The sequence below is a fragment of the Streptomyces sp. NPDC127108 genome (assembly GCF_042677545.1).
Classification (GTDB): Bacteria; Actinomycetota; Actinomycetes; order Streptomycetales; family Streptomycetaceae; genus Streptomyces.
On the sequence record NZ_JBHXTE010000008.1, the window covers coordinates 14,331 to 32,614 of the forward strand.

Genomic DNA, 18,284 nt, shown 5'->3' on the forward strand with positions numbered 1-18,284 from the left:
AAGACCGGAGGCCAACAGATGACCGTGACCCTGGCGGACGTGGCGGCTCGCGCCCAGGTGTCCCCCGCCACCGTGTCCCGCGTACTGAACGGCAACTACCCCGTCGCCGCGGCGACGCGTGAGCGCGTACTGCGCGCGGTGGACGACCTGGACTACGTCCTGAACGGCCCCGCGAGCTCGCTGGCGGCGGCGACCTCGGACCTGGTCGGCATCCTCGTCAACGACATCGCCGACCCGTTCTTCGGGATCATGGCGAGCGCGGTCCAGTCGGAGATCACAGGACCGGGCGGCCGTGCCGGGGGCGAGCGCATGGCGGTGGTGTGCAACACCGGCGGCTCCCCCGAGCGCGAGCTGACGTACCTGACCCTGCTCCAGCGCCAGCGGGCCGCGGCCGTCGTGGTGACCGGCGGCGCCATCGAGGACGCCCCGCACGCGGCGGCGATCGGCGGCAAGCTGCGGCGGCTCGGCGAGGCGGGCTCGCAGGTGGTGCTGTGCGGGCGGCCGCCCGCCGAGGAGGCCCCGGACGCGGTGGCCCTGACCTTCGACAACCGGGGCGGCGGACGGCGCCTCACCGACCACCTCATCGGCCTCGGCCACCGCCGCATCGGCTACATCGCGGGCCCCACGGAGCGCACCACCACCCGGCACCGCCTGGAGGGCCACCAGGAGGCCCTGGCCGCCGCGGGCGTCCCCGACGACCCCCGCCTGACCCTGCACGGCCCCTACGACCGCCGCTCCGGCTACGACGCCACCCTCGAACTCCTGCGCCGTGCCCCGGAGTTGACGGCCGTCGTCGCCGCCAACGACACGGTGGCCCTGGGCGCCTGCGCGGCCCTGCGCGACCGCGGCCTGTCCATCCCCGGCGACGTCTCGGTGGCGGGCTTCGACGACCTCCCCTTCAGCATCGACGCGGTCCCCGCCCTGACGACGGTCCGCCTGCCCCTGTACGAGGCGGGGGCGCGGGCCGGCCGCATCGCCATGGGCCGCGAGGAGGAGCCGCCCGGCGGCATCGCGACGGTCCACGGCGAGCTGATGGTGCGCGGCTCCACGGGAACCCCACGCCGGACCTGACGCCCCCCGCCCCGCCTCAACTCCCCACGATCGTCCACCGGCCGACCTCCCGGTGCCCCGAGTCCAGCACGGTCTCGCCGACCCCCGGCTCCATGGCGTAGTACCGCAGGTTGCCCGCCCAGTAGCGCAGGACGCGCCCCAGCTCCCGGGTGGTGTCCTCCGCCGACGCGGCGTCGTCGACATCGACTTCGAGCACGAACTTCACGACGGCCTCCCACAGGCACGGTCGGGGCGGGGCCGATGCCGCCGCCCTCTCGTGGGTTCCAGCATTTCATTGAAGTTCCTTTGGGGACTTTTTGCGGATTGTGGCCGGTCAGCGATGTCAAGAACGCGAAAAGTCTCAAACAGCCCGAGGGGCGTGACGGTGGGGGCGAGTTCCCCGGCGAATGCTGGTACTACTGATGCATGCAGGAAGAGGCCGCGCAGTCCGCGATCGACACGTTCATCTCCGCCTTCAACGCGCCGGACGACAGTCGGGTGACGACGCTGCTCTCCCAGGCCCTGACCTCGGACGTGGTGTTCTGGGGGCCGCTCGGGCGGCGGGAGGGGATCGAGGAGGTCGAGCGGTTCGTGCTGGATCTTCGGGGGCATCCGGCGGGGGCCGGGACCATGGTGCGGTGCTCCGCCGTGGACATGCCGGACGAGTGGGCCCGGTACCGGTGGGTCTTCACGACGCCGGACGGGGGGCCGCGGCTCGCGGGGACGGATGTGGTGCATCTGCGGCGGAGCCTCATCGACCAGATCATCGTCTTCGCCGGGGAGATCAAGCCGTCCGGCTTCTGAGGCGCCTGGTTCCGTTCGCCCGGTGAACCCGTGACACCGGCGGGAACTCCGGGTACCCAAGTGGGCTCTGCTCGCCGAAGCTGAAGGGGAGTTCGTCTCCTCCCTTCCAGTTGATACGGAGAGTTGAGTCATGAGCCCACAGATCCCTTCGGCCCGTGGGGCCGAGCTGTCCGGTCCGGCCCGTCGCGCCGTGCTCGTCGGTGCGGTCGCGTCCGCGGTCGCCCTCGCCGCGGGTACGGACACCGCCTCCGCGCGCGCCGCGTCCGGGGGTGGTGATTGGCCCACCACCTTCCCGCTGCCCAACGGGTTCCGGCCCGAGGGCATCGCCATCGGCAGAGCGCCGTACGCCTATCTGGGCTCGCTCGGCACCGGGGCCGTGTACCGGGCCGATCTGCGCACCGGGCGGGGTGAGTTGTTGCACCCGGGCGTGCCCGGGGTCCCGGCCGTCGGGATGAAGGTCGGGAGGGAAGGGCTGCTGTACGTCGCCGGGGGTGCCAGCGGCACCGCGCGCGTGCTCGACCTGCGGACCGGGGCGATCGTGGCCACGTATCGACTCGCGGCGGAGACCGGCCACTTCATCAATGATGTTCATCTGGCGGAGGGCCGGGCCTGGTTCACGGATTCCTTTGATCGGGTGCTGTACGGGGTGCCCCGTGGGCGCGATGCGGCGCCGGGAGACGTCCTGCGGCTGCCGCTCGGCGGTGACTGGCAGCAGGAGCCCGACGTCTTCAACGCCAACGGCATCACGTCCACGCCCGACGGCCGCGCGCTGATCGTCGTCAGCAGCCAGCCCGTCGGCCGCCTCTACCGGGTCGACCCGCGCACCGGCCACGCCGACGAGATCCGTCTGAAGGGCGCGGACGGCGTGCCGAACGGTGACGGTCTGGTGCGGGTCGGGCGCACGTTGTTCGTGGTGCAGAACCGGTTCAACCTCGTCACCGGGTTCCGCCTCGGCGCCGACACCCGCACCGCCGCCCTGCGCCACCGCCTCACCGACCCCCGCTTCGACATCCCCGCGACCGCCGCGCGCTTCGGCGACCGGCTCTATCTCGTCAACGCGCGCTTCACGACCCCGCCCACGCCCGACACGACGTACGACGTCGTCGCCGTGCCGCTGCCCGGGGCCAAGGCCGGGAGGGGGGTCGCCGACAGCTGACGCCGGGGCATGGCTCCTGGCCGGTTCCCGTCGTATGCTCGGAGACATATCTCTGACTGAGTCAAGTATCCGAGGTCCCGGGTCCGGGTTCGGGATCCCGGCCGGGTGAGGTGGCAGCGCATGAGCGTTCAGGAGATCCGTTCCTTCAACCGCTTCTACACGAATCTCATCGGCGCGCTCGACTACAGCCGCCACCTGTACGCGCCCTACACCCTCACCGAGTCCCGGGTGCTGTACGAACTGGCCCACTCGCCACGCACCGACGTCGCCGACCTGCGCGGCGAACTCTCCCTGGACGCCGGGTACTTGAGCCGCATCCTGGCCAAGTTCGAGGAGGACGGCCTGGTCGAGCGGGCGCCCTCGGAGCGGGATCCGCGGCGGCGGCGCGTCACGCTCACCGCGCGCGGGCGCACCGCCGCCGAGCTGCTCGACGAGCGGTCCCGGGAGGCGGTCGGCTCGCTGCTCGCGACGGTTCCGGCCGCCGAGCGCGGGCGGCTCACCGCCGCCATGGCGACCGTCCGCGGCATCCTGTCCGACGGCACCCGCCGCCCGCCCCGCGCCGACGACGTGCTCCTGCGCGAGCCCGGCGCGGGCGAACTGGGCTGGATCGTGCAGCGCAACGGCGCGCTGTACGCGGCCGAGTACGGGTGGAACGCCGACTACGAAGGCCTGGTCGCCCGCATCGTCGCCGACTTCGCCCAGGACCACGACCCGTACTTGGAACGGGTGTGGATCGCCGAGCTGGACGGGCGTCCCGTCGGGTGCGTGATGTGCGTACGCGACGAGGCGCCCGGCACGGCACGGCTGCGGCTGCTGCTCGTCGAGCCGGAGGCGCGGGGGCTCGGCATCGGGGACCGGCTGGTCGGCGCGGTCGTGGACTTCGCCCGGGGGGTGGGGTACCGGGAGCTGGTGCTGTGGACCAACGACGTCCTCAGCTCGGCCCGGCCCATCTATCAGCGGCACGGGTTCGTGCTCGTCGCGGAGAAGGCGCATCGGTCGTTCGGGGCGGATCTGGTGGGGCAGGACTGGCGGTTGCAGGTTCAGAGCGGGGCCCTTTAGCGGCGTTGGGTGCCCCCGTCCGGGGGTGCGGGTCGTCGCCTTAGCGTCTGCCCGGTTGCGGGGGTCGCGCGAGTGCGGGTTCGTCGTGGCTTGTCGCGCAGTTCCCCGCGCCCCTTACGGGGCACCCCGGTCCTCGACGTCTCGCCCCCTGCCGGGGGCGTTTCCGTAGCTCTCCTCGGGAAAGAAGTCCGGCCATGAAACTCGCCTTCTCCACGCTCGGCGTACCCGGTATGCCCGTCCCGGACGTACTGCGGCTTGCCGTCACGCACGGCTATCACGGCGTCGAGCTGCGCGCACACCCCGAAGAGCCCGTCCACCCGGGCCTCGGGCTCACCGAACGGGCCGATGTGGCCGCCGGGTTCAAGGACGCGGGCATCGACGTCCTCGGCGTCGCGGGGTACGCGCGGGTCGCGGCGCCCGGGGACGACGAGCCCGTCCTGGACGAGATCCAGGCGCTGCTCGCCCTCGCCCGTGACCTCGGCGCGCCCTACGTCCGTGTCTTCCCCGGCGGATTCCCCGACGGCCCCCCGGCCGACGGCACCGAGCCGCCCCAGGAGCAGCTCGACGAGGCCGACGCGACGGCCGCGCGACGGCTCGGCACCGCCGCCGAGCACGCCGCCGACGCCGGGGTCCGCCTCCTCCTGGAGACCCACGACTCGCACCGCACCGGCGCCGCCGCGGCCCGCGTCCTCGGCACCGTCGGCCACCGGAACGCCGGCGCCCTGTGGGACCTGATGCACACCTGGCTCGGCGGTGAACAGATCGCCGACACCTACGCCACGCTGTCCCCGTTCCTCGGCTACGTCCAGGTCAAGGACATCGCGAGCGCCGACGACACCACCCCGCTCCCCCTCGGCGCGGGCGTCCTGCCCCTCGCCGAGTGCGTGGAACACCTCACCCGCAAGGGCTGGGACGGCTGGCTGTGCTGGGAGTACGAGAAGCGGTGGCACGAGGGTGCGGCGCCGCTGCCCGAACTCCTCGGCCCTGGGCGGGAGTTGCTGGCACGGCTGCTGACGGAGTCGGCCTGAGGGGACGCCCCTGCCTCACGCGCAGGGCCGCGTCCCGGTCGGCTCAGGCCCCCTCGCCCTCTCCCGGGCCCCCGCCCACATATCCGTCCAGCAGCCCCGCCCCCGCCAGCATCGCCCGTGACCTCCGCGTCAGCTCCTCCTGGCGGCGGGCCAGGGCCGCGCGCAGCGCCTCGCTGCTGCCCGTCTCGCGCAGGCCGTCCAGGACCGGGCGGATCGCGGGCAGGGCGTAACCGGCCTGGCGGAGCATGGTGATCATGCGGGCGTCGCGGACGTCGGCGGCGTCGTAGCGGCGGTACCCCGTACCCCGCTCCCGCGCGGGCGCGAGCAGGCCCGCCGACTCCCACACCCGCAGCGCCGACGCCCGCACGCCGACGCGGGCGGCGACCTCACCGACGGTCAGGTCCACGCGGGACGGCGCCGCGGCCACGGCGGACCCGGCCCCGGCGGCCGCCGTTCCAGCGGGCCCCGACCCCGCCGCTCCCTCCCGCGCCACCGCCTCCAACGCCGCCCCCGTCGCCCGCAGCGCCTCCCTGCGCGCGTGCAGTTCCGCGTGGGCCGCGTCCAGCAGGGTCAGCGCCAGCGGTACGTCGTCCGCGTGCACCGCCCGCATCACCGCGCGGGCCGTCTCGGGGCCGAAGCCCTTCGCCAGGGCGCGGTAGGTGAGCAGGGCGCGACCGTGGACGGGGGCGAAGCGGCGGTAGCCGGAGGGGGTGCGGGGGGTGGGGGGCAGGATGCCCGCGTCGGCGTAGTCGCGTACGAGCTGGGTGGAGACGCCGGCCATCCGGGCCAGGTCGACGGGGCGCAGGGCCTTGGGCAGGTGCCGCGCGGGGCGCGGGGTCATGCGCGGGACGAGGGTTCCGGGATCACTTCGTCAGCGTACGTCGCCGGGGCGTCCGGTGAAGTGGGCGTACGCCGCCGGGGCGTGGGCGTGGTCGGCGCCCGGCGCCCTGCCGGGAGCGAGGCGAGCGCCACCCCGCCCACGAGGAGCGCCGCCGCGCACCACTGGAGCGCGCCCACCGACTCGTCCAGGAACAGGGCGGCCGACGACATGCCGAAGACCGGCACGAGCAGCGAGAACGGGGCCACCGTCGACGCCGGGTGGCGGCGCAGCAGGTACCCCCAGACGCCGAAGCCGAACACGGTCGTGATCCACGCGACGTACACGATGATCCCCACGCCCTGCCAGTCGAGGGAGCGCAGCGCGTCCAGGTCGCGCGAGGGGCCCTCGAAGAGCAGCGAGAGGCCGAGCAGCGGCAGGATCGGGACGGTGCTCACCCACACCATGAAGTTCAGGGCGTCGGGCGGCGCGGCCTTGCGGGTGAGGACGTTCGACACGCCCCAGCAGGCCGCCGCGGCGACGGTCAGGCCGAAGGCCGTGAGCGGCCCGGACGCGCCCTCGTGGACGGCGGCGACCGCGATGCCCGCGAGGGCGACGGCCATGCCCACCACCCGGATCCGGGCCGGGCGTTCGCCGAGGACGGCGAAGGCGATCAGGGCGGTGAAGACGGCCTGGATCTGGAGCACGAGCGAGGAGAGACCGGCCGGCATCCCCGCGTCCATGCCGATGAACAGCAGCCCGAACTTGGCCACGCCGAGCGCGAGGCCCACGCCCACCAGCCACTTCCAGGCGACCTTGGGGCGGCCGACGAAGAACACGGCGGGCAGCGCCGCGACGAGGAAGCGCAGGGCGGAGAAGAGGAGGGGCGGGAAGTGGTCGAGGCCTATCTCGATGACGACGAAGTTCACGCCCCAGACGGCGGCGACCAGGACGGCGAGGAGGATGTGGGTGGGGCGCATGCGTCGAGGATCACGCGACCCGAGTGTTCAGCACCAGCGCGAGTTTCTTCATGATTGTCTGAAGCGTTGCTTAGGAGTGGTGTCCCGGCGTCACCCGCGGCGGACGCCGACCACAGAGAACCGCAGAACCGCAGAACCGCAGAGACCCGCAGAGAACCGCGGAGAGACGAGGTGACCCCGTGCTGGACCTCGCCCGGCTGCGCGCCCTGCACGCCGTGTCCGTCCACGGCACCGTCGGCGCCGCAGCCGAAGCGCTCGGCTACACGCCGTCCGCCGTGTCCCAGCAGATCGCCAAGCTGGAGCGGGAGACCCGTACGACGCTCCTGGAGCGGCGGGGCCGTGGCGTGGCCCTGACCGAGGAGGCGGTGCGGCTCGCGGACGCGGCACAGGAGTTGCTGGCGATCGTGGAGCGCGCGGAGACGGACCTGGAGGAGCGCCGGGGCGTCCCGGCCGGACGCCTGACGGTGCTCGCGTTCGCGTCGGCGGCGCGCGGCCTGCTGCCCGGGGTGCTCGCGGAGCTCGCGCGCCGCCACCCGGCGCTCGACACGCGCCTGTCGGAGATCGAGCCGCATCTGTCGGTGGACCTCGTCGCCAAGGGCGCGGCGGACCTGGCGATCGCGCACGACTGGGACATCGCGCCACTGCCCGCGCCGCCCGGCGTCGAACAGGCCGTGATCGGCGACGACTTGTGCGACCTCCTGGTCCCGGACGGGCACCGGTTCGCCGGGCGGACGTCGGTGCGGCGCGAGGAGCTGCGCGGCGAGCGGTGGATCTCGCAGCCGCCGGGGCGGGTGTGCCACGACTGGCTGGTGCGGACGATGCGGACGGCGGGCTGCGAGCCGGACATCGTGCACCGCGCCGAGGAGAACCCCACCCTGATCGCCCTGGTCGCGGCCGGTCTCGGCGTCGCCGTGATCCCGCGCCTGGGCCGCGGCCCGCTCCCGGCGGGCGTCACGGCGGTGCGGCTCGACCCGCTGCCGGTGCGCAGGCTGTACGCGGTGTGGCGGACGGGAGCGGCCCGGCGCCCGGCGATCGCGGAGGCGGTACGGGTGGTGCGGGAGCAGTGGGTCCCCGCGGCCGACGGCCCACCGGGCGGCACCGGCTGACTCCGCACTCCCACCCGCACCAACTTCGGGCGATCGGGGGCAGTTCGGGAACCCTGACGCGCGCCCCGTCGTCCAATGGGCACGCTGTCGGAGAGTCTCCGCGAGGCGGTGTCGGCATCGCTGCTGGCTGCGAACGCTGACCACCCTCTCCGCCGCCCGTGGCCGGCAGCGCGCCGCCACCGGTGCGCCCCCTCCCTTGCACCGGTGGCGGCCCCTCCCCCGCTCCCGTCGCGGCACCGCCCTTGACCCGCCGCACCCCACGGGATATCCGTGGCAGGTGCCTCACGACTCCCACATGACCACCAGCGGCCAGGACACCCCCGACGACCACGACGCCCACGCGCGCGACCTGCTGTCCCGCATGACGCTCGAAGAGAAGGTCGGCCAGCTCTTCGTCCTGCATGTGTACGGGCACCACGCGAGCGCCCCGGACCAGGCCGACATCGAGCTGAACGAGCGGGAGCTGGGCGTCAGCACCGCCGCCGAAGCCGTCGCCAAGTACCGCCCCGGCGGGCTCATCTACTTCGGCTGGGCCCACAACACCCGCGACCCCCACCAGCTCGCCACGCTCTCCAACGACGTGCAGCGGGTGGCCCACGACACCTCACCGGGCATCCCGCTGCTGCTCTCCGTGGACCAGGAGCACGGCATCGTCGCCCGCATCGGCGCGCCCGCGACGCTCCTGCCGGGCGCGATGGCTCTCGGCGCGGGCGGCGCCGCCGACGACATCCGTGAGGCGGCCCGGATCGCGGGCGCCGAGCTGCGCGCGCTCGGCATCCTCCAGAACTACGCGCCGTCCGCCGACGTCAACGTGAACCCGGCCAACCCGGTCATCGGCGTACGGTCCTTCGGCGCGGGCCCGGACGCCGTGGCCGCGGCCGTGACCGCGCAGATCGAGGGCTACCGGGACGCGGGCGTCGCCCCGGCCGTGAAGCACTTCCCCGGCCACGGCGACACCGAGACCGACAGCCACTCCGCGCTCCCGCACATCCACCACACCCGCGAGCAGTGGGAGGAGCTCGACGCCCCGCCGTTCCGCGCCGCGCTCGCCACCGGCGTCGACGTGGTGATGACCGCCCACATCGTGGTCCCCGCCCTCGACCCGGCGCTCGACCCGGCGACGCTCTCGTACCCCGTCGTCACCGGCATCCTGCGCGAACAACTCGGCCACCAGGGCGTGATCGTGACCGACTCCCTCTCCATGCAGGGGGTGCGCACCAAGTACGGCGACGACCGCGTGGCCGTCCTCGCCATCAAGGCGGGCGTCGACCAGCTGCTGCACCCGCCGCAGCCCGAACTCGCCTGGAACGCCGTCCTCCAGGCCGTCCGCGACGGTGAACTCACCGAGGCCCGCATCGACGAATCGGTCCTGCGCATCCTCCGCCTCAAGCGGAAGCTCGGCCTGTTCGAGCAGGCGTACACGACCCCGGACGAGGTGGACGCCACCGTCGGCAGCGCCGCGCACCTCGCCGCCGCCGACCGCATCGCCGAGCGCACGACGACACTGCTGCGCAACGAGGGCGGCCTGCTCCCGCTGTCCCCCGCCGCCCACGGCCGCCTCCTGGTCCTCGGCGCCGACCCGGTCTCCCCGTCCGGCACCACCGGACCGCCCACCACGGTCCTCGCCGCCGCCCTCACCGAACTCGGCTTCACCGCCACGGCGTTGAGCACCGGCACCGAACCCTCCCCGGAGGCCGTCGAGAAGGCCCTCACCGAGACGGCGTCCGGATCCCACGACGCCGTGATCGTCACGACGTACGACGTCACGGACGGCGACCGCCAGCACGCCCTCGTGACCGCCCTCACAACCGCCCCCGACGCACCCCCCGTCATCACCGTCTCCGTCCGCACCCCGCACGACGTGACCCGGCTGCCCGGCGTGCGGGCCGCGCTCGCCGCCTACTCCTGGACGGACGTCGAACTGCGCGCCGCCGCCCGCGTCATCGCCGGCCGCGTCCGCCCCGTCGGCCGCCTGCCCGTGCCGGTGCCGAGCCCGGACGACCCCGGGCAGGTGCTGTACCCCATCGGCCACGGCCTCTCGTACGAGCCCTACGCCGACCCCGACCCGCAGGCGTAGCGGGCGTACGCAGCCCGCCCCCGCCGCCGGGGCCAACGTGCGCAAAGCCCCCCGCGCGCCTGGCGTGCGCCCGCCGCGCGGGGTCACGCTGGGTGCACATGGCGACGTGTCGGGGGGTCCGGCCATGCGGGTGTCAGGAGCGGTGGTGGCGTGCTGCGGCGCGCTGCTCGCCGCCGCGCTCGCCCTCACCGGCTGTCAGAAGTCCCCCGGCTCCGACGGCGCCCGGCCCTCCGGCGACACCCCGCCCGCCGGATCCGCCGGGTCCGGGCCCGGTTCCGTCTTCCTCGGCGCCGACGAGTGCAGTTCCCGCGGCCTGAAGTCCTTCACCGAAGTGCCCTGCGGCAGCGAGCGGGCCGCCGCGCGCGTCATCGCCCGCCACGGCGGTCGTTTCTCCGACGGGCCCGTCTGTCCCGGGCGCACCGACTTCGTCCTCCACATCAGCGCGAACCGGCCGTCCGTCGACGAGGACGGGGACGGGGCGGTGCCGCAGGGCTACGCCTGCATGCGCAATCTGGAGTCGCCCCATCCCGGGGATCCCGGGGCCGGGGGTGGGCCTCGTACCGTCGTCGGGGACTGTGTGTACGGGGCCGGGCGGGGGCAGGTGCGGGAGACCGCCTGCGACGGGTCGGGGCGCCGGGCCCCCGAATACCGCGTGGCCTCGGCGGCCCGCTCCCGGGATCTGTGCCCCGCGGGCACGCAGTTGTACGTGGCTCTGGGTGGGGGGCGGCCGGTGGGGTGTGCGGTCCGGGTGTAGGCCCTGCGGGGCTTTCCCCAGTCCCGCCCCTTCCCGAAACCGGGGCTCCGCCCCGGACCCCGTATCGGCGCTCCGCGCCTCGTCCTCAAACGCCGGACGGGCTGAAAAATCCAGCCCCTCCGGCGTTTGAGGAGCGGGGGTCTGGGGGCAGAGCCCCCAGTTTCGGGAAAGGGGTGGGACTGGGGCGCCCCCGCGAGGCCTACGGCCTCAGCGTGTGCTGGCGGTCACGGTCTCGACGGTCGAGCTTCGCGTCGTACGGAGCCAGCGGCTTCGCCTCGGCGGCCTGCGCGGCGGGCACCCCGGCCCAGGCGAGGATCCGCTCGGTGGCCTTGGCCTTGTCCGCGGCGGCGAGCCCGGCCACGTTGGCACCGTGGTTGGCGCCGGGCGCGGTCATGACGTACGAGTCGTGCTTGGCGCCGCGCGCGGGCTTGAACGGCTCGGCACCCCACGGGTCGTTCTCGCCGTACACGAACAGCATGCGGTGCGAGTTGTGCCGCACCCAGCGGTCGACGTCCTTCATGGCGTTCTTCTGGAACTTCATCGGGATCTCCCGGGGCACGAAGTTCCGCGGCGGCTGGTACCCGTAGCGGCTGAGGCCCTTGAGCCACGGCTGCTTGATGTCGGGCGAACCGAGCTGCGTACCGGCCTGGTAGTAGTACGGCGTGTAGTACTCGAGGCCCTGGTCGGTGTAGGAGGCCCAGCCGCCGACCTCGTCGATCCAGCCGAACAGCGTGGCGTCGCTGGCGGTCTTGGCGACGGGCACGTCGGCGCAGGCGGTGGCCGACTGCTGGTACTGCCAGAAGCCCCAGTTGACGTCGAGCACGACGGCCTCGAAGGCCTTGTCGATGCCGCCGATGGTCTTGAAGGTGTGGTTGTTGGCGGCGGCGAAGTCGGCGTACAGCTTCTTCATGGGCGCGCGCCGCACGAGCGACTCGTGCTGCACGGCCTCGATCTTCGCGCGGCACTCCTTGGTGCCGACGGTGTCGAGGAAGCGGTCGTACGCGGAGTCCTCGCGGTTGTTGACGTCGTTCGGGGCGACGTAGGCGACGACGCCGTCCATGTCACGCGGGTAGAAGCGCTCGAAGTAGGTGGCGGTCATGCCGCCCTTGGAGGCGCCCGTGGACAGCCACTTCTTGCCGTAGATCGGCTTGAGGGCCTTGAAGATGCGGTGCTGGTCGGTCGCGGCCTGCCAGATGTTCAGCTTGGACCAGTCGGCGGGCGCGGGGCGGGACGGCGTGAAGAAGCGGTACTCCATGGAGACCTGGTTGCCGTCGATGACGCGGGTGGGTTCCGCGCGGCCCGGGTTGGTGTTGAGTCCGTAGCCCGAGGTCGAGAAGACGGTGGGCCGGGCGGTGTCCTTGTGCAGCACGGTGATGCGCTGCTGGAACGTGCCCTTGGCGGGGTGCCGGTGGTCGACCGGCTGGGTGTAGTTGAGGACGAAGAAGCGGTAGCCGTCGTACGGCTTCTCCTCGATCAGGCTCATGCCCTTGATGGCCAGGAGCCGGTCCTTGATGTCCTTCTGGGCGGCGGGCGCGCCCTGTTCGGCGTCGGTGGCCGCCGTGGCCGTGACTCCGGTGAAGCCCACGGTGCCTATGAGCACCACGAGCGAAAGCACCCATCTGAGGGTCTTGCGCATGCATCCTCCCCTGTCGGCGCAGCGATTGACCGGAACCTAACCGAGCAACTCGCCACACACCAGGGCACATTGAGGACATTCGGGACTCAGGGAAATTCACTGACAGGACGGAGGTGTCCGGTGAGCGGACATCTCGGGCACGTCAGCAGAGGATCCAGCCCGAGCTGACCTTCGCCCGGCCCACCGAGCCCTTGACCCAGACGCAGCGGTGTCCCGCGTGCACCTTCACCGGGCCCGCGAGGCGGGTGAAGGTGCCGGTGTCGCGCACGGGGCGGCTGCCGCGGGCCTGCACGCTGATCGACATCTTCTGGCGGGCGCCGGGGCTCTTGGCGTACGTCACGGCGCAGACGTAGCCGCGCTTCTTGTAGAGCACGACCTTGCCGGTGCTGAAGGTCAGGGTGCGGGCCTTGTGACCGGGGCAGGGGCCCGCGGCCGCGGCGGTGCCGGCACCCGGCCCCACGAGCGCCAACAGGACTGCGGCCACGAGCGTGCCGGAGCCCGCGACCAGGCTCCGCCGTATCCGACCACTCTTCACGTCTGCCCCTCCCGACACCCCCGTATCAGCGTACTGACGTACGGACGCCGAACCCTCACCGAACGGTTGCGGAATCCGACCTATCACTTTTGTCGCCCGTGAACCGCCTGGTCGGGCGCCCCGACCAGGCGCCCCTGGCTACGCCCCCACCGGCTCCCCCACGAACGTCCGCCACAGCTCCGCGTACCGCCCGTCCCGCGCGAGCAGCTCGTCGTGCGTGCCGTCCTCGGCGACCCGGCCGTGGTCCATCACGATCACGCGGTCCGCGCGGGCTGCCGTGGTCAGGCGGTGGGCGACGACCAGCGTCGTGCGCTTGCCCGCGATGCGGTCGGTGGCCTGGTTGACCTGGGCCTCGGTGGCGAGGTCGAGGGCGGCGGTGGCCTCGTCGAGGAGCAGGATGTCGGGGTCGACGAGTTCGGCGCGGGCCAGCGCGATCAGCTGGCGCTGTCCTGCCGACAGGTTGCGGCCGCGCTCGGAGACCTCGTGCAGATAACCGCCGTCGAGCGTGGCGATCATGTCGTGCGCGCCGACGGCCCGCGCCGCCGCCTCGACCTCGGCGTCGGTGGCGTCGGGACGGCCGTAGGCGATGGCGTCGCGGATCGTGCCCGCGAACAGATAGGCCTCCTGCGGGACGACGCCGAGCCGGTGCCGGTACGAGGTGAGGTCCAGGGAGCGCAGGTCGGTGCCGTCGACCGTGACCCGGCCCGACGTCGGGTCGTAGAACCGGGCGACCAGCTTGACCAGCGTGGACTTGCCCGCGCCGGTCTCGCCGACGAAGGCGACGGTCTGCCCGGCCGGGATGCGAAGGCGGACCCCGCTGAGCGCGGCCTCCGGCTCGTCGGCCGAGCCGTAGCCGAAGTCGACGTCCTCGAACGCGATCTCGCCGCGCAGGGAGAGCACGTCGAGGGGCTCGTCGGCGGACTTGGTGGACGCGGGTTCCTGGAGCAGTTCCTGGATGCGGCCGAGGGAGACCGTCGCCTGCTGGTAGCCGTCGAAGACCTGGGACAGCTGCTGCACGGGCGCGAAGAACAGGTCGATGTAGAGGAGGTAGGCGACCAGGGCGCCGGTGGTGAGCGTGCCCGCGTCGACCCGGTGCCCGCCCACGATCAGGACCGCGACGACGGCCACGGACGACAGGAGCTGCACGAACGGGAAGTACACCGAGATCAGCCACTGGCCGCGGATGCGGGCCGCGCGGTACTCGGCGCTGCGCGCGGCGAACGACGCGCTGCCGGAGCGCTCGCGCCCGAAGGCCTGCACGATCCGCAGCCCCGACACCATCTCCTGGAGGTCGGCGTTGACGACCGACACCCGCTCGCGCGCCAGCTCGTACGCCTTGACGCTGGCGCGGCGGAAGAAGAACGTGCCGACGACCAGGAGCGGCAGCGTCGCGAAGACCACGAGGGCGAGCTGGACGTCGATGACGAGGAGCGCGACCAGGATGCCGAAGAAGGTGACGACGGAGACGAACGCGGTGACCAGGCCGGTCTGCAGGAACGTGGACAGGGCGTCCACGTCCGTGGTCATCCGGGTCATGATGCGCCCGGTCAGCTCCCGCTCGTAGTAGTCGAGGCCGAGCCGCTGGAGCTGCGCGAAGATCTTCAGGCGCAGCGCGTACAGGACCCGCTCGCCGGTGCGGCCCGTCATCCGGATCTCGCCGGTCTGCGCCGCCCACTGCACGACGACGGCGACGAGCGCGAGCGCGGACGCCGTCCACACGGCGCCGAGGGCGAGCTGGGTGACGCCCTCGTCGATGCCGTGCCGGATCAGCACGGGAAGCAGCAGGCCCACCCCGGCGTCGACGGCGACGAGCAGCAGGCTCAGGGCGAGCGGCGCGCCGAAGCCGCGCAGGAGTCTGCGCAGTCCGTACGACTCCTCGGGGGCGACGGCCCGCGCCTCGTCGATCGCGGGGGTGTCGTTCGCGGGCGGCAGCGCGTCGACCTGGGCGAGGAGTTCAGGCGTCGCGGGCGACCCGGCGAGCGCCCCCGCGTCGGTGTCGCGGGGCTCGCGGTCGCCGACCCACAGGCGCGGGGTGATGCCGCGCTCGGCGTCGAACTCGGCGTCCAGCTCCTCGCGCACGGAGGTGTCCTCGACGGCCTCGGCGGGCGCGGTGGGGGCGACGTGTCCCGGCGAGACGCCGCCCAGCTCGTCGGGGTCGGTGAGCAGGCGCCGGTAGAGCGGTGAGCGGCGCTCCAGCTCCTCGTGGGTGCCGATGTCGGCGAGGCGGCCGCCGTCTAGGACGGCGATGCGGTCGGCGAGGTTGAGGGTGGAGCGGCGGTGCGCGATGAGGAGCGTGGTGCGCCCCCGCATGACCTCCTTCAGGGCCTCGTGGATCTCGTGCTCGACGCGGGCGTCCACCGCCGAGGTGGCGTCGTCGAGGACGAGCAGCCGGGGGTCGGTGAGGATGGCGCGGGCCAGGGCGACGCGCTGGCGCTGGCCGCCGGAGAGGGTCAGGCCGTGCTCGCCGACCTTGGTGTCGTAGCCCTCGGGCAGCTCGGCGATGAAGCGGTCGGCCTGGGCGGCGCGGGCGGCGCGCTCGACCTCCTCGTCGGTGGCGTCGGGGTGGCCGTAGGCGATGTTCGCGCGGACGGTGTCGGAGAAGAGGAAGGAGTCCTCGGGGACCAGGCCGATGGCCGCGCGCAGCGAGTCGTGCGTCAGCTCGCGCACGTCGTGGCCGCCGATGAGGACGGCGCCGCGCGACACGTCGTAGAAGCGGGGCAGGAGCAGGGACACGGTCGACTTGCCGCTGCCGGAGGAGCCGACGACGGCGAGGGTCTCGCCGGGGCGTATCTCGAAGCTCAGCCCGTCGAGGACCGGGCGGCCGTCCTCGTACGCGAACGACACGTCGTCGAACTCGACGGTCGCCGGGGCGTCCGTCGGCAGCTCCTTCGTGCCGTCCGTCATGGTCGGCTCGGTGTCGATGAGCTCAAGGACGCGCTCGACGCCCGCGCGGGCCTGCTGGGCGACGGTCAGGACCATCGCGAGCATGCGGACGGGGCCGACGAGCTGGGCGAGGTAGGTGGAGAACGCCACGAACGTGCCGAGCGTGATCTCGCCCTTGACGGCGAGCCAGCCGCCGAGCGCCAGCATCGCGACCTGCCCGAGCATGGGCACGGACTGCAGGGCCGGGGTGTAGCGGGAGTTCAGCCGGATGGTGCGCAGGCGGCCCGCGAACAGCCTCCGTCCGACCTCCCTGAGCTTCCCGGTCTCCTGCTCCTCCTGCCCGAAGCCCTTCACCACGCGTACGCCGCCGACGGCTCCGTCCACGACGCCCGCGACGGCGGCGGCCTGGGCCTGCGCGTACCAGGTGGCGGGGTGCAGCTTGGAGCGGCTGCGGCGGGCGATCCAGAGCAGGGCGGGGGCGACGGCGAGGGCGACCAGGGTCAGCGGCAGGGACAGCCACGCCATGATCACCAGCGACATCACGAACAGCAGGACGTTCCCGATGGTCATCGGCAGCATGAAGAGCAGGCCCTGGATGAGCTGGAGGTCGCTGGTCGCGCGGCCGACGACCTGCCCCGTGGACAGCTCGTCCTGCCGGCGGCCGTCGAGCCGCGTGACCGTGTCGTACATCTCGGTCCGCAGGTCGTGCTGTACGTCCAGGGCGAGGCGGCCGCCGTAGTAGCGCCGGATGTACGTGAACACGTAGACGAGGACCGCGGCGCCGATGAGGGCGGCCGCCCAGGGGCCCATGGACCTGCTGTGATCGCCGATCACGTCGTCGATGACGACCTTCGTGAACAGCGGTACCAACGCCATGACGGCCATGCCGCCGAGCGACGAGCCGAGCGCGAGCACGACGTCCACGGGGTGCCGCCAGGCATACCCCCACAGCCGCTTGGCCCACCCCTGCCCGGGCTGCCCCGGCCGCTCCGGCTGCGCTGGCCGCTCCGGCTGCCCCGGTGTCACCGGCTGCTCCGCCACTGTCCGCCTCCCGTCGACCTGACCTGCCGAGAGGCCCAACGCGGGCGTCCACCGTTTTCATCCCGCCGCAACAAAACAGCTGGGGGCTGCGCCCCCGTTCCCCCTGCCTTTTCGGCGCTCCGCGCCTCGTCCTCAAACGCCGGACGGGCTGTTTCCCCCGCCCACCCGCCCCTCTGTCCCCCACGGCCCGGCCTGGGCGTTCCCCACGCCCCCTGTGCGCCGGACGGGCCGGTCCCCCGCCGGTTGCCGACTCGGCCCCGCAAACCACTTCCCCCGCCCGAGGCCGGCTCCGGCCGAGCCGGGCTCCCGAGCCGGGCTCCCGGGCCGGGCCGAGGCCCGGTGTCAGGACTGCGGGACCGGGACTGTTGCTTCCTTCGGGGTCTCCGTCGGGGCGAAGCGCGCGGGGGCCTGGCTGATCGGGGTCAGGTCCTTGTGGATGGCCTTGGAGACCTTCTGGATGGTGTCGACGCCGTAGTTCATGCTGCTGTTGCCGTGGGTGAGGACAGAGATCGTGTAGTCGTGGCCACGGCCCTTGAAGGCGCCGATGGAGTGCACGCGCCAGCCGTGCGTGGCCCGCGGCAGCCAGCCGTTCTTGACGGCGATGGAGGTGCCGGACGGCGCCCCCGCCGGGGTGCCCCAGCGCTGGTCGCGGACGACCTTGCCCATCAGCTTCAGGATGTACGCGCGGGCGTTGTCGCTGAGCACGGCGTTCTTGCCGGTGATCAGGGCGAGCAGCTTCTGCTCGTCGGTGACGTTGATGCGGGTGAGACCCCAGTACCCACCCGAACCCGGCACCGTCTTGGTCATCTTGGCCGCGGCCAGGAACTTCTTGACCTTGGTGACACCGAGCTGCCGCCACAGCGCGCTGGTGGCGTCGTTGTCCGACTTGGTGATCATGGCGGTGGCCAGCTTGGACTCGCGGTCCGTCAGGTACCGGTTCGTCTTCTTCGCGTCCCAGAGGAGGGTCGCGAGCACGGTCACCTTGACGACGCTGGCCGAGTCGAAGGCGGTGGAGCCGCGCAGCGCGCAGGTGGTCTTCGTGGCCTTGTCGTGGAAGCCCACGGCGATGGTGCCCTTGCGGTTCTTCAGGGCGGCCGTGATGTCCTTCGTCAGCTTCTTCGCCAGCTCGGGCTGGGTCGACGAGGTGCACTTGACCTGGGCGGTCGCGGCGGCGGCCGGGGTGGCGGCCGCCACCCCGGCGACGGGCACGAGGACGGCGGCGGCCGCCCCCGCGCTCAGGACGCGGGCACGCCGGGATATGCGGTGAGTCATGGAGGTTCCCCCCGTAGTCGGACACGCGTACGCCCCCGGCGCACGCGTTCCACTTGACTCACCGGACCCGGTGAAAGGTTGCACGA

The 18,284-nt window shown here is 73.0% G+C and carries 15 protein-coding genes; 8 read left to right on the forward strand and 7 right to left on the reverse strand.

Annotation, left to right across the window (positions count from 1 at the left end; genetic code table 11):
* The first annotated feature begins 18 nt into the window (after positions 1–18).
* On the forward strand, positions 19–1,071 hold the full coding sequence (locus ACFVHO_RS08585; RefSeq protein WP_385711570.1) for a LacI family DNA-binding transcriptional regulator: 1,053 nt from the start codon (positions 19–21) through the stop codon (positions 1,069–1,071).
* Positions 1,072–1,087: 16 nt separating this feature from the next.
* Here ACFVHO_RS08585 and ACFVHO_RS08590 read toward each other — a convergent pair whose 3' ends face one another.
* Positions 1,088–1,276, reverse strand: a complete 189-nt coding sequence (locus tag ACFVHO_RS08590) for a hypothetical protein (protein ID WP_385711572.1) — start codon at positions 1,274–1,276, stop codon at positions 1,088–1,090.
* A gap of 200 nt (positions 1,277–1,476) precedes the next feature.
* Between ACFVHO_RS08590 and ACFVHO_RS08595 the strand changes: the two genes are divergently transcribed.
* The 4 genes from ACFVHO_RS08595 to ACFVHO_RS08610 all read left to right on the forward strand — a co-directional run bounded on the left by ACFVHO_RS08595 (position 1,477) and on the right by ACFVHO_RS08610 (position 5,097).
* The gene (locus ACFVHO_RS08595; RefSeq protein WP_385711573.1) at positions 1,477–1,854 is read left to right on the forward strand and encodes a nuclear transport factor 2 family protein; all 378 of its coding nucleotides are present in this window, start codon (positions 1,477–1,479) and stop codon (positions 1,852–1,854) included.
* Between the two features lie 130 nt (positions 1,855–1,984).
* Positions 1,985–3,010, forward strand: coding sequence for an SMP-30/gluconolactonase/LRE family protein (locus tag ACFVHO_RS08600; RefSeq protein WP_385711575.1), 1,026 nt, complete (start codon positions 1,985–1,987; stop codon positions 3,008–3,010).
* Between the two features lie 120 nt (positions 3,011–3,130).
* Entirely contained in the window at positions 3,131–4,069 is a 939-nt protein-coding gene (locus ACFVHO_RS08605) for a GNAT family N-acetyltransferase (RefSeq protein WP_385711577.1), read from the forward strand.
* A gap of 194 nt (positions 4,070–4,263) precedes the next feature.
* Positions 4,264–5,097, forward strand: a complete 834-nt coding sequence (locus ACFVHO_RS08610) for a sugar phosphate isomerase/epimerase family protein (RefSeq protein ID WP_385711578.1) — start codon at positions 4,264–4,266, stop codon at positions 5,095–5,097.
* Between the two features lie 43 nt (positions 5,098–5,140).
* Here ACFVHO_RS08610 and ACFVHO_RS08615 read toward each other — a convergent pair whose 3' ends face one another.
* On the reverse strand, positions 5,141–5,938 hold the full coding sequence (locus ACFVHO_RS08615) for a MerR family transcriptional regulator (protein WP_385711580.1): 798 nt from the start codon (positions 5,936–5,938) through the stop codon (positions 5,141–5,143).
* On the reverse strand, positions 5,935–6,894 hold the full coding sequence (locus ACFVHO_RS08620) for an EamA family transporter (protein ID WP_385711582.1): 960 nt from the start codon (positions 6,892–6,894) through the stop codon (positions 5,935–5,937). Before ACFVHO_RS08620 ends, ACFVHO_RS08615 begins: the two co-directional genes overlap by 4 nt.
* A gap of 179 nt (positions 6,895–7,073) precedes the next feature.
* Between ACFVHO_RS08620 and ACFVHO_RS08625 the strand changes: the two genes are divergently transcribed.
* From ACFVHO_RS08625 to ACFVHO_RS08635, 3 genes are all read left to right on the forward strand, one after another.
* Positions 7,074–8,000, forward strand: coding sequence for a LysR family transcriptional regulator (locus ACFVHO_RS08625; RefSeq protein WP_385711583.1), 927 nt, complete (start codon positions 7,074–7,076; stop codon positions 7,998–8,000).
* Between the two features lie 295 nt (positions 8,001–8,295).
* Positions 8,296–10,077 carry a glycoside hydrolase family 3 protein gene (locus tag ACFVHO_RS08630; RefSeq protein ID WP_385711585.1) on the forward strand — a complete coding sequence of 594 codons (1,782 nt, stop codon included), beginning with the start codon at positions 8,296–8,298 and terminating at the stop codon, positions 10,075–10,077.
* A 124-nt stretch (positions 10,078–10,201) separates the two neighbouring features.
* Positions 10,202–10,831 (forward strand): hypothetical protein, encoded by a 630-nt coding sequence (locus ACFVHO_RS08635; protein ID WP_385711587.1) that lies wholly within the window; start codon positions 10,202–10,204, stop codon positions 10,829–10,831.
* Between the two features lie 199 nt (positions 10,832–11,030).
* Here ACFVHO_RS08635 and ACFVHO_RS08640 read toward each other — a convergent pair whose 3' ends face one another.
* The 4 genes from ACFVHO_RS08640 to ACFVHO_RS08655 form a co-directional block, all read right to left on the reverse strand.
* Positions 11,031–12,467, reverse strand: coding sequence for a S28 family serine protease (locus tag ACFVHO_RS08640; RefSeq protein WP_385711589.1), 1,437 nt, complete (start codon positions 12,465–12,467; stop codon positions 11,031–11,033).
* Between the two features lie 142 nt (positions 12,468–12,609).
* Positions 12,610–13,002, reverse strand: a complete 393-nt coding sequence (locus ACFVHO_RS08645) for a hypothetical protein (RefSeq protein WP_385711591.1) — start codon at positions 13,000–13,002, stop codon at positions 12,610–12,612.
* Between the two features lie 138 nt (positions 13,003–13,140).
* Positions 13,141–16,911, reverse strand: coding sequence for an ABC transporter ATP-binding protein (locus tag ACFVHO_RS08650; RefSeq protein ID WP_385711837.1), 3,771 nt, complete (start codon positions 16,909–16,911; stop codon positions 13,141–13,143).
* Positions 16,912–17,268: 357 nt separating this feature from the next.
* On the reverse strand, positions 17,269–18,198 hold the full coding sequence (locus tag ACFVHO_RS08655; protein ID WP_385711593.1) for a serine hydrolase: 930 nt from the start codon (positions 18,196–18,198) through the stop codon (positions 17,269–17,271).
* Positions 18,199–18,284 lie beyond the last annotated feature (86 nt).

Coding starts and splice junctions, on each gene's coding strand:
- ACFVHO_RS08585 (WP_385711570.1), top strand. CDS start 19: ATGACCGTGACCCTGGCGGACGTGGCGGCTCGCGCCCAGGTGTCCCCC.
- ACFVHO_RS08595 (WP_385711573.1), top strand. CDS start 1,477: ATGCAGGAAGAGGCCGCGCAGTCCGCGATCGACACGTTCATCTCCGCC.
- ACFVHO_RS08600 (WP_385711575.1), top strand. CDS start 1,985: ATGAGCCCACAGATCCCTTCGGCCCGTGGGGCCGAGCTGTCCGGTCCG.
- ACFVHO_RS08605 (WP_385711577.1), top strand. CDS start 3,131: ATGAGCGTTCAGGAGATCCGTTCCTTCAACCGCTTCTACACGAATCTC.
- ACFVHO_RS08610 (WP_385711578.1), top strand. CDS start 4,264: ATGAAACTCGCCTTCTCCACGCTCGGCGTACCCGGTATGCCCGTCCCG.
- ACFVHO_RS08615 (WP_385711580.1), bottom strand. CDS start 5,938: ATGACCCCGCGCCCCGCGCGGCACCTGCCCAAGGCCCTGCGCCCCGTC.
- ACFVHO_RS08620 (WP_385711582.1), bottom strand. CDS start 6,894: ATGCGCCCCACCCACATCCTCCTCGCCGTCCTGGTCGCCGCCGTCTGG.
- ACFVHO_RS08630 (WP_385711585.1), top strand. CDS start 8,296: ATGACCACCAGCGGCCAGGACACCCCCGACGACCACGACGCCCACGCG.
- ACFVHO_RS08635 (WP_385711587.1), top strand. CDS start 10,202: ATGCGGGTGTCAGGAGCGGTGGTGGCGTGCTGCGGCGCGCTGCTCGCC.
- ACFVHO_RS08640 (WP_385711589.1), bottom strand. CDS start 12,467: ATGCGCAAGACCCTCAGATGGGTGCTTTCGCTCGTGGTGCTCATAGGC.
- ACFVHO_RS08655 (WP_385711593.1), bottom strand. CDS start 18,198: ATGACTCACCGCATATCCCGGCGTGCCCGCGTCCTGAGCGCGGGGGCG.